Consider the following 10823-nt stretch of genomic DNA (forward strand, 5'->3'; position numbering starts at 1 on the left):
CTATTGTTGCATTCGTTTTTGCAAAAATCCTTGAACCGTCTGGACGCCAACTGCAATCGCTGCCTCTTGCGGTAAAAAGTCCGCCGAATGTAAACTTGCAGGACTTTGCACACCCAACCAAAACATTGTTCCAGGAAATTTACTTAATAAATAGCCAAAATCTTCACCCGTCATTGCGGGCGTTGTCTGTACTAATTCCAACTGGGGATTAGCTTTTACATAATCTAAAAACAACGACGTTAATTGTTGCTCATTCACTACGGGTAAGTAGCCCCCTTGATTAAAGTCAATTTTCACTTGAACATCAAAGCTTTGCGCCACCCCCTGCGCTACTGCTTGAAGACGCTGACGAATTTTTAAGAGCATCGCTTGATCCAAACCACGAATGGTTCCTGACAAATGAGCTTGCTCCGCAATAACATTCCGGATACTCCCTGCTCGAAATTCACCAAAGGTAATCACGCCACTCGCTAACGGATCAATATTCCGTGAAATGATGGTTTGAACTTGTGTAATAAAAAAACTAGCGGCGACTAACGCATCCCGTGTTTTCTGAGGTGCAGCAGCGTGCCCACCTTGACCAATAAAGTGCACATCGACTTCAGTAGTTCCTGCAAACAAGGTTCCTAACCGACAACCAATTTGACCAACTTTTAAATCTGGATTAACATGCAGACCGTAAAATTCATCGGGATGAAACTGGCCCTGAAAAGCCCCTTGGTCAACAGCTAAAACCGCTCCACTGTCGCTTTCTTCAGCTGGCTGAAAAAAGAAAACTAGATTATCTTGGGGTTGATTTTGTGCAAAATAAGCTAAAACTCCCAAAGCAATTGTTAAATGAAGGTCATGACCACAAGCATGCATCACGCCAGGATGTTGTGAGTGATAACTAACCGCTGGCGCTTCCGTCACCGGCAAACCATCCATATCGGCACGATAGCCCAGCGTCCTTTTAGGTTGCCGCCCTTTGACATGAACGATCAAAGCTGTGGGTAGTTTTGGGATGGTTTTGACAGTTAAATATTGTTGGGGCATTTGGGCAATGATTTGCTTTAGATAAGCAGCAGTTTGGTGTTCTTGTAATGCTAATTCAGGAATTTGGTGCAAATGACGGCGAATTTGAATTAAGTCTTCAGTGGTCAACATAATTTCACAACCTTCTTAAATCAGTTTCTAAACCCGTTTTTTGTTGTGTTTGGGCATCTACCTGCTTCACTATTTTAGCGGGCACACCAGCCACAACACAATTAGCTGCCACATCTTGAGTTACGATCGCACCCGCAGCAACGACCGCATTATTTCCAATTGTTACTCCTTCAAGTACAACCGCATTGGCACCAATTAAAACATCATCACCAATTATCACTGGCTTAGCAGAAGCGGGTTCAATCACCCCAGCAATCACGGCATTGGCACCAACATGAACTCGTTGCCCAATTTGGGCGCGTCCACCAATGACTGCCCCCATATCGACCATGGTTTTGGCACCAATAACCGCCCCAATATTAATTACCGCTCCCATCATGACCACCGCTTGCTCGCCAATTTGGACTTGATCGCGAATTAAAGCCCCCGGTTCAATACGTGCATTTAATTGTTGAATATCTAGTAATGGCACCGCTGAATTTCTAGCTTGAACGTTGGTATGTTGGGCCGTAATATCTTTTTGATTAAGTTTTAAAAACTCATGCACCGCTAGCGCATCACCAAAAATGATGCCAACCTGTTTTCCTAAGAAAGTTTCCACACCACTAACTGCTTGCAGCTGTTGAAGTTGTCCTTTAATTATCACTTGCAGAGGCGTTTTTTTAGGTGCTTGACTAATAAAATCAATAATTTCTTGTGTATTCATTTATTGAACTCTCTTTTCATAAGATTAATTTAGTTGATAATCGCAATCCAAATGTAATAAATCCGTTAGTGTTTCACGTTTGACTACCAATTGACTGTGGCCTTTTTCGGCAAAAACGACGGCTGGGCGACCAAAGCGATTATAGTTAGAAGCCATCGAATAACCATACGCACCAGTGGCTAATACTGCTAAAATATCGCCGCTTTCAAAGTCTGGTAAAGCTTGTTGCTTAATTAAAATATCTCCCGATTCACAATAACGCCCAGCAATGGTGAGCGTTTGTGTCGGTTCTGCTAACGGTGTTTTGGCTAATAAAGCCTGGTATTGTGCTTGATACAAAGCAGGTCGAATATTATCGCCCATTCCCCCGTCAACTGTAATATAATCACAAACTCCCAGCACTCGTTTACGCGCGCCTAAGGTATATAAACTAACCCCCGCACTGCCGACCAAGGAACGGCCGGGTTCAATCCAAACTTCCGGTAATGCAGTCGCCAATGGCCATTGTTGCTTGAGTTCTCGGCTCATTGCGGTGACAAATTGCTCGGGTTTTAAAATTTGGTCTTTTGAAGTATAGGCAACGCCAAAACCGCCCCCCAAATTCAGTACTTGTGGTACAAATCCGAGCTCTGTATGCCAAGTTGCCACTAACTGACACAACTTATCCACCAACAATTTAAAACCAGCTACTGACATAATTTGTGATCCAATATGAGCATGCAAGCCTAAAACTTTTAATTGTGGTTGACTTAAAGCTTGTTTCAAAGCCACTTGTGCTTGCTGAGATTGCACATCAAAACCAAATTTACTATCAATTTGCCCAGTTTGATCGTACTCATGTGTATGTGCAGAAATTCCGGGGGTAATTCGTAACATTACCGGCACTAAACGAGTTATACCTTGTTCTTTAATCAGTTCCAGCAGTAAGTTTAGCTCCGTAAAATTATCAATGATAATCACACCAATCTGCTGTTGTAATGCTACTTGTAAATCTGCTTTCGATTTATTATTGCCGTGAAAACTAATCTTCGCAGCCGGAAAGCCTGCTGCTAAAGCAGTAAACATTTCTCCTTGAGAAACAACATCAACATGAACCCGTTCTTGATTCATCACTTGATAAATGGCTTTAATGGCTAAGGCCTTGCTAGCATAACTAATCGTCGCTTTTAACTTTTGCTGCGTAAAAGCCTTTTGAAATTGGTGAATCTGATTTCTGATTTGTGCAACATCGTAAACAATTAAGGGCGTTTGGTACTTTTTAGCTAGTTCTAAAGTGTCACAACCGCCAATCGTTAAATGTCCCTGCGTGTTTGTTGCAAAATTATTAGTCACGCCAGTGTTCCTCCTCAAAATTTTTGTCAATAAAAAAGGTTATTTGTTTGCTCACAAACAAATAACCTTTTGCTAATTCATTCTGGTTGTAATTTGTCGTAAGCGCTCCGTAGTTCAAACTACGACAGTCCATAATCTCTTAAATTATGTCCCAGAAATTAAGTCTTGGCCTAAAGATTTAATTCTTCGGCAGCTTTCCCTTCCACTACATTCTTCGCTGACCAGCTCCTGTAGTTACTCTTGGCGGCTGCAACCTCTTCGATATCACAAATATTATAATTAATTTAAAAAAATGTCAAGCCATTTTAATCATAAATGGCAAATCGTTAAAAAATAAAAAGTTGCAGATTAAAAAATAAATGTTAGAATGCAAATTAATCACTCAGCTAATTTTAATTTGGCAACTGAATTCGATAAACAGAGGAGAACAATTGGTAATGAAAGTCGTTAAATTCGGTGGTAGCTCATTAGCTACAGGTTCACAATTTAAAAAAATAATTTCAATAATTCAATCAGACAAAACAAGACAAATCATCGTAACTTCAGCTCCCGGTAAACGTTTTAAACAAGATATTAAGGTCACCGATTTATTAATTCGCTACAGTCAACAAGTGATTGATCACCAGGATTATAGCGATACTCTGAGCAAAATTTGGCAACGCTATGCTGATATCGGACAAACTTTTAACCTAGATGCAACAGTATTAGATCCTTTAAAGCAACAATTAAGAGTGCTAGCGCACCAATCATTTCCCAATAATGATTACTTACAAGCAGCTTTTAAAGCACATGGTGAAAAACTTACTGCTCAATTATTGGCTTTAATCTTGCAACAACAACGCATAGCAGCACATTACCTTGATCCTCAAAAATTAGGCTTGATCGTCAGTGATCAACCCAATGATGCTGAAGTTTTACCAGCCACTTATCAAAATTTTTCACAACCAATTTTGCCGAATAATTATTACATCGTCCCGGGCTTTTACGGAATGACCATCAACCAAGAAATTGCAACTTTTTCACGTGGTGGTTCAGATATTACCGGGGCAATTTTAGCTAAAGGTTTTCAAGCTGAACTTTATGAAAATTTCACGGACGTTGATGCCGTTTATGCGGCCGATCCTAGCCTCGTGAAAAATCCCCAAGCCATTACCACCATGACCTACCGAGAGTTACGGGAATTATCTTATGCGGGCTTTTCCGTTTTCCATGATGAAGCCTTAATTCCAACGATTCAAGCGCAAATTCCTATTAACATCAAGAATACCAATCATCCAGATTTACCAGGGACCATGATTGTACCAGAAAAAAATTTCCAACCACAGCATTTAATGACTGGTGTCGCTACTTCCAATCACTTCGTGGCGTTATATTTACATCGTTATTTATTAAATAAAGAAATTGGTTTTACACTCAAATTATTACAAATTTTTTACAAATATCAGATATCTTATGAACATATGCCTTCAGGAATTGATGATCTAACCATTATTTTTGATCGGCGGCAATTTACACCGCAAATTCAACGCCAAATGTGCCAAGAAATTCAAGAAACCCTGCAACCAGACCAGTTAGTCTGGATGGATGATTATGCCATTACGATGATCGTCGGTGAAGGACTACGTGAAAAAATTGGGATGCTCAAAAAAATTATTGACCCCTTAGCGCAGGAACAAATCGGCCTACACATGATCAATCAAGGAGCATCCCGAATTTCCATTATGATTGGCACCAAACAAGCCGATGCCAAAAAAGCAGTTCAAGCCATCTATCAAAGTTTTTTTGCTTAACAACAACCATTAACTAGGAGTTTAAAAATGCTTAAATTATTCAAAGTTCACGGATCCTTAAACCAATTTATTTTATTAGATCAAACTTTACTGCAACAGCCTTTGACAACCACTGAATTGACTAAATTAGTTCAAGTTTTGAGTCAAATCAAAAATTTGCAACCAATTGACGGCTTATTAGTGGTGGAAAAAGCCAGTGATCAAACCGCTCTGGGTCAAATGCGCATTTTTAATGCTGATGGTTCACAAGCACTGATGTGTGGCAATGGTTTGCGCACGGTTGCCCGCTACTTAGCCGCTAAATTTCAGCAGGATAACTTTTTAGTGCAGACACCAGAAAAAGCGCTAAAAGTCCAGCATTATCCAGACCTTGCTCAGCAAGTACCCGCATTTGGTGTTGAAATTTCCCCCGTCAGTTTTGACTTAAAGGCCGTGGGAGCAACCAACATTCACAAAGTGCAATTAATCAATCAAAAATTACCACAAATTGATTCAGAATTAAACTTCACTGCCATTGCAGTACCTAATCCCCACTTAATTAGTTTTGTAGAGCAAAAGTCCACTAAACTTTTATCTGAATTAGGTGCTAAATTAAATCACCAGAATCCTTATTTTCCTCAAGGCATCAACGTTAGTTTTGCCCAAATTTTGGGTTCCAATAAATTATTTGTCCAAACTTACGAACGGGGAGTCGGCTTGACTAATGCCTGTGGTACTGGCATGTCAGCAACTAGCTTAGCCTTCGTCTTAAATTATCCACAGCAAGCCCAAGTGGAACAATTAATTAGCGTGTATAATCCTGGTGGTTTAGTGCATGTTAAGGTACACCAAACTAAGCAGCACTATTGGATGGAACTAATTGGTAATGCTACACTGATGGGCACCGTGTTAGTTTCAGAAAATTGGTTGCATCAACCGACTACTAATTTTTCTCATCCGATCCAAGTCAATCCGGAAGCTGCGGCTTACTTAGATTGGACGCAAAGCTTGAACCTTTGACAATTGAGCACCAAAAAAAAGACTGCGAATGAGCTTTAACAGCTGTTAATCACTAAACTGTTAAACTTCTTCTCAGTCTTTTTTAATATTTTAATTTATCTATTTGGCTTTTTTATTTAAATAAGAATGACGAATGCCATAACAGAAGTAAACAATTAAACCAATGATAAACCAACCACCAGCATAAATTTTAGCTTCTTTACTTAGACCCCAAAAAACTAAGAGCGATCCTAAAAATCCGAGCAACGGCATGATTGGATAAAGGGGCATTTTAAAACCTGGTTCTGGCAAGTCATAACCTTCTCGTTTACGCAAGCCATAAATACCTAATGTTACAAACATAAAGGCAATCAAAGTCCCCGCTGAAACCAGTTGTGATAAGATCCCAAAGGGAAAAACTGCACCCACAATAACATCAACAATGGTCAAAATTAAAACTGCGTGATTGGGACGATTCTTTTGATCTAAATGACCAATCCATTTGGGTAACAAACCGTCACGACCAAAGGAATACAGTAATCTGGAACCAGCTAACATCATCCCAATCAGAGCCGTAAACATGCCAATAACTGCGACAGCTTGCACAACTGCTGCCACTAAACCATGACCACTATGACGCAAAGCCCAACCAACAGGTTCAGCATTATTAGCATAAGCAGTATACTTAAACATTCCGACTAAGACTAAAGAAACGGAAACAAACAGTAAGACCGCAATTAATAATGATCCTAAAATTCCCCGGGGCATTGTTTTTTGGGGATCCTTAGCTTCAGCTGAATTAGCAGCGATCGAATCAAAACCGATATAAGACAAGAAAATCATGGAAACACCCGCATAAATCCCACGCCAGCCACCAAAGGCACTACCATCAGGATTGGGATGATACTTAGGAATAAAAGGAAAATAATTTGCGGGGTGAATGGCTGTTAAACCCACAATCACAAATAACAAAATTGCTAAGACTTTACCAACGACTAAGACATTTTCTACTCTCGAAGCTTGCGAAGCACCTAACGATAATAAAAGAGCAACCGCAATAATTACTACAGCAGCAATTAAATCAATCCCGCCACCAGCTGTTCCCAGTGGATTAGCTAAAACTTTCGGTAGTTGCAAACCTAATGGTTCAATTAATCCACGAAAATTAGCTGATAAACCAGATCCTACAAAAGCTACGGCAATAAAATATTCGGCTAATAAGGCCCAACCAGCGACCCAACCAAAAAATTCGCCAAAAATCACATTAATCCAAGAATAAGCTGAACCAGCAAAAGGCATGGCTGAAGCCATCTCTGAGTATGCAAAAGCCACCAAACCAGCGACAATCGCCGCCGCGATAAAGGATAAAACAACCGCCGGTCCCGCATGCAATGCGGCCACATCACCTGGTAAAGTAAAAATGGCAGTGGAAACTATCGTGCCCACCCCTAAGGCCAAAAAGTCCTTAGTTGTCAGTGATTTTACTAAATGTGAATCCTTAGATTCATAAACATTTGGATCTTCTTTGCGAAAAATCCGCTCTTTTATACTCGCCATAAAAAGGCCTCCCATAAATTACTTAATTGCTTTAATGAAACTTCATTAGAGTATGATTAGTATTTTCTAACAAAAAAGCAATTTTGTCAATTTTTAGAAAACCATTTTAAATGCAAATATTACACCAACTAATTTTAATCAAATAAATATTACATCAATAATTGATAATAATTTAACCAGTTATTACATGCTATGCATGGATTTCAAATTATAAGTCCGTGGTTGCTTGGGATCATAAACTTCAATTTGTGCCATCATGCCCGTGTCTTCATGTTCTAAAATGTGGCAATGATACATAAAGACTCCTAAAACATCAAACCGAACTCGCAAGCGCACAGTTTCACCAGCATTAACGCCAACTGTATCTTTAAAACCAGTTTCATTAGGATAAGGTGCCTGACCATTTCGGCTAATTACTTGAAAATGGCAACCATGCATGTGAAACGGATGAATCATGCCTCCACAAGCATCATTGGTGTTTTTGACTTCCCAATCAACGGTTTGACCTAATAGTTGTTTACGGTCAATCCGCGTCATATCAAACAATTTACCATCTAGTAAAACCTCGTCATCCATGCCCGACATGACTGTGGTTTGCACTGGTGTTTGCGGATCAACTTGCCATTGGGGTACATCAAATAAATGATCCGGGATTTCTTTGGCTGTGGTCTGAAATTCCTCAATCTCAAAAGTACACAAGGTTGTGTCATCTGACATAAGCTGAACCTTTTCTCCAACTTGACAATCACTAAAATCAACAATAATTTCTGCTCGTTCCGGCACCGTTAACATTAAACGATCCAGATCAATCGACTGCTGTAAGAAACCACAATCACCAGCAATCTGAGTAAAACGTCGGTAATCATTAAAATGTAACCGAAATTCTCGGCGGTTCGCACTATTTAATAGTCGTAAACGCACCTGCGGTGTCGTCACTTTAAAAACGCCATTAATGGTACCATTAACTAATGGATATTCACCTAAAGTGCCGTCAACATCATAATCGGCTTGATAGTCTAACTGGTTATCATGATAAGTGCGATCTTGTAAAATCAAAGGCAGATCGTCAACCCCGTATTCTTGCGGAAGTGGTAATTGTTGCGCATATTCGTCAGTGACGATTACCATTGCTGCTAAACCATTCCAAACTTGCCGAGCCGTATTGGGACAAGGATGTGGGTGCATCCAATCTGTTTGCGCGCCTTCTTGATGTAAAGTAAATTCAATGTCCCGCGCTTCACCCGGCATAATTGGTGCGTGTGGTCCCCCATCAGTAATAGGACCGGGAACATTTAAACCATGCCAATGCAAAGTCGTCGTTTCAGGTAACTCATTTTTAATATGAACATGATAATGCCAACCATCATGTAAAATTAAAGTTGGGCCTAATAAATCGCCATTGTACCCCCAAGTTTTGGTCAAAGCTCCTGGTAAAATCGCACTTTGCCCTTCTTGAGCAACAATCGTGTACCACACTTCGTGACCTTCAACTTTGTCAGGTTGCAAAACTTGCGGAATTGTTAAGGCTTTTGGCGGAACTGTTGGTAAGTGTAACTTTTTATAACCACCATCATGTAAATCATAAACATTTTCATCATAAAAGTATTTTTGATAAAATGGTCTTTGACTCAATTTACTCACTCCTTTTTTGAATAATTTGATCATAACACAATTAAAAATCATTAGCGCTCTCAGCTCACAAAATTAATAAATCTTAAACAGAGCGTTTCATTGTTAAGTCAGTGACTTGAAAACCCATTTTACGGTAAAGGTGTTGTGCCTTTTGGTTGGCACCAAAAACGTGTAATCCGAGTTCTTGATAGCCTAAATCATGTGCCTGCTGAATCACTAATTGTAGTGCTTGCTGTCCTAGACCCTGATCTTGAAATTGATCTAGAATTGCAAAATCATACAAAAATAAATATGGATGTTGCACAAAATCACCATCAATGACTTCGGCCAACCAAACATAACCAATCAATTGTTGAGCTTGTTGAATCACATATAAAAAATTATGGTAGGTGTTTTGTTGATCGGGCAACAGCAATTTAAATTCTTCTTCCGCTCGTAATTGGGCTTCTTGTGGTGTCCAAGAATGATTAGTTATTTTTTGTTGTGCATATTCCTTAGTCTGTGAAAGAAAAAACTGTTTAAATGCTTGCTCATCCATAGTTTGTAACTTTAATTGAAACGACATTGAGAACTTCACCTTCTAGTCCAACAATTATATCTTAAATAATTGTAGCATTTATTAATTTTTATGGTTAAAATATTAATGATAAATAAGGAGGGGTAATTTGTAAATGACCACTAAAATTAGTATTATTGTTCCCTGTTTTAACGAGGAAGAAACCGTCGACTTATTTTATCAAGCGATTGCTCAGACTTTTCAACAATTACCCAAGTATCAACCTGATGTACTCTTTATTAATGATGGCTCAACTGATCAAACTTTACAAAAATTACGAACTTTGCAAAAAGATCCCTTAATCGAAAGTCATTACTTATCTTTTTCCCGGCAATTCGGGAAAGAAGCAGGAATTTACGCTGGTTTAAAAAACGTTGATGGTGAATTAGTGACTATTATGGATGCCGACTTACAAGATCCCCCAGCCATGTTAGTAGAAATGGTACACTTACTTGAAACCACAGATTATGACTGTATTGGTACCATGCGCCAGGATCGGAGCGGTGAGCCGCCAATCCGTTCTTTTTTCTCTAATTTATTTTACAAAATTATTAATAAAATTTCGGATACCCAAATTATTCCTGGTGCCCGAGATTTTCGATTAATGCGCCGCGATATGGTTGATGCCATCTTAGAAATGACCGAGTATAATCGTTTTTCCAAAGGAATTTTTTCCTGGGTGGGTTTTAAAACCAAGTATCTACCATATAAGAATGTCGAACGCGTTGCTGGCCAAACTAGTTGGAATTTTTGGAGTTTATTTAAGTACTCGGTTGAAGGAATTACTGATTTTTCGACGGTACCCTTAATCGTTGCTGTTTGGTTAGGGTTAATCGTGATGTTTTTAGCCTTTTTAGCGCTCTTATTCATTGTGATTCGGTCGTCAATCTTTGGTAATCCCACCAAAGGTTGGTCATCTTTAATTTCAATTATTTTATTTTTAGGTGGCATGCAACTTTTCTTCTTGGGAATCATTGGCAATTATATTGGTAAAATATTCTTAGAAGTGAAACATCGTCCGTTATATATCGTTAAAGAAAAAAAATAACCAGCCTATCATTCTTTGATGTACCAGCATTAGACAAAACAAAAAAAAGCTACCCGCGAGTAGCTTTTTTTGTTTAAC

9 protein-coding genes and 1 riboswitch are annotated in these 10823 nt (G+C 39.1%); of the genes, 3 read left to right on the forward strand and 6 right to left on the reverse strand.

Going from position 1 to position 10823, the window contains the following annotated elements; translation table 11 throughout:
- Genes AC3B7A_RS01655 through lysA form a run of 3 tightly spaced genes read right to left on the reverse strand, consistent with a single transcriptional unit; the run spans nt 1 to nt 3184 of the window.
- Nucleotides 1-1146 (reverse strand): N-acetyldiaminopimelate deacetylase, encoded by a 1146-nt coding sequence (locus tag AC3B7A_RS01655; RefSeq protein ID WP_489756022.1) that lies wholly within the window; start codon nt 1144-1146, stop codon nt 1-3.
- A gap of 4 nt (nt 1147-1150) precedes the next feature.
- Nucleotides 1151-1852: a 2,3,4,5-tetrahydropyridine-2,6-dicarboxylate N-acetyltransferase gene (gene dapD, locus AC3B7A_RS01660; protein ID WP_489756023.1), complete on the reverse strand. Its 702-nt coding sequence runs from the start codon at nt 1850-1852 to the stop codon at nt 1151-1153.
- Nucleotides 1853-1876: 24 nt separating this feature from the next.
- Nucleotides 1877-3184: a diaminopimelate decarboxylase gene (gene lysA / locus AC3B7A_RS01665; RefSeq protein ID WP_489756024.1), complete on the reverse strand. Its 1308-nt coding sequence runs from the start codon at nt 3182-3184 to the stop codon at nt 1877-1879.
- 91 nt (nt 3185-3275) lie between these two features.
- Nucleotides 3276-3451: riboswitch (Lysine riboswitch) on the reverse strand.
- Between the two features lie 170 nt (nt 3452-3621).
- On the opposite strand from lysA, the gene AC3B7A_RS01670 reads away from it, so the two are divergent.
- Together AC3B7A_RS01670 and dapF are read left to right on the forward strand one after the other, a co-directional pair.
- The gene (locus AC3B7A_RS01670; protein WP_489756025.1) at nt 3622-4974 is read left to right on the forward strand and encodes an aspartate kinase; all 1353 of its coding nucleotides are present in this window, start codon (nt 3622-3624) and stop codon (nt 4972-4974) included.
- Between the two features lie 27 nt (nt 4975-5001).
- On the forward strand, nt 5002-5973 hold the full coding sequence (gene dapF / locus AC3B7A_RS01675) for a diaminopimelate epimerase (protein ID WP_489756026.1): 972 nt from the start codon (nt 5002-5004) through the stop codon (nt 5971-5973).
- Between the two features lie 99 nt (nt 5974-6072).
- On the opposite strand, the gene AC3B7A_RS01680 is transcribed toward dapF, so the two are convergent.
- From AC3B7A_RS01680 to AC3B7A_RS01690, 3 genes are all read right to left on the reverse strand, one after another.
- The gene (locus tag AC3B7A_RS01680; RefSeq protein WP_489756027.1) at nt 6073-7509 is read right to left on the reverse strand and encodes an APC family permease; all 1437 of its coding nucleotides are present in this window, start codon (nt 7507-7509) and stop codon (nt 6073-6075) included.
- Nucleotides 7510-7692: 183 nt separating this feature from the next.
- Nucleotides 7693-9150, reverse strand: a complete 1458-nt coding sequence (locus AC3B7A_RS01685; protein WP_489756519.1) for a multicopper oxidase family protein — start codon at nt 9148-9150, stop codon at nt 7693-7695.
- Between the two features lie 73 nt (nt 9151-9223).
- Nucleotides 9224-9706 carry a GNAT family N-acetyltransferase gene (locus AC3B7A_RS01690; RefSeq protein WP_489756028.1) on the reverse strand — a complete coding sequence of 161 codons (483 nt, stop codon included), beginning with the start codon at nt 9704-9706 and terminating at the stop codon, nt 9224-9226.
- Nucleotides 9707-9812: 106 nt separating this feature from the next.
- On the opposite strand from AC3B7A_RS01690, the gene AC3B7A_RS01695 reads away from it, so the two are divergent.
- Nucleotides 9813-10745, forward strand: a complete 933-nt coding sequence (locus AC3B7A_RS01695; protein ID WP_489756029.1) for a glycosyltransferase family 2 protein — start codon at nt 9813-9815, stop codon at nt 10743-10745.
- Nucleotides 10746-10823: the final 78 nt, after the last annotated feature.

It is taken from the genome of Bombilactobacillus sp. ESL1202 (assembly GCF_058107125.1).

What these genes read in the sequence shown, in the direction of transcription:
- AC3B7A_RS01670 (WP_489756025.1), top strand. Translation starts at nt 3,622, where the DNA reads ATGAAAGTCGTTAAATTCGGTGGTAGCTCATTAGCTACAGGTTCACAA.
- dapD (WP_489756023.1), bottom strand. Translation starts at nt 1,852, where the DNA reads ATGAATACACAAGAAATTATTGATTTTATTAGTCAAGCACCTAAAAAA.
- dapF (WP_489756026.1), top strand. Translation starts at nt 5,002, where the DNA reads ATGCTTAAATTATTCAAAGTTCACGGATCCTTAAACCAATTTATTTTA.
- AC3B7A_RS01680 (WP_489756027.1), bottom strand. Translation starts at nt 7,509, where the DNA reads ATGGCGAGTATAAAAGAGCGGATTTTTCGCAAAGAAGATCCAAATGTT.
- AC3B7A_RS01690 (WP_489756028.1), bottom strand. Translation starts at nt 9,706, where the DNA reads ATGTCGTTTCAATTAAAGTTACAAACTATGGATGAGCAAGCATTTAAA.
- AC3B7A_RS01655 (WP_489756022.1), bottom strand. Translation starts at nt 1,146, where the DNA reads ATGTTGACCACTGAAGACTTAATTCAAATTCGCCGTCATTTGCACCAA.
- AC3B7A_RS01695 (WP_489756029.1), top strand. Translation starts at nt 9,813, where the DNA reads ATGACCACTAAAATTAGTATTATTGTTCCCTGTTTTAACGAGGAAGAA.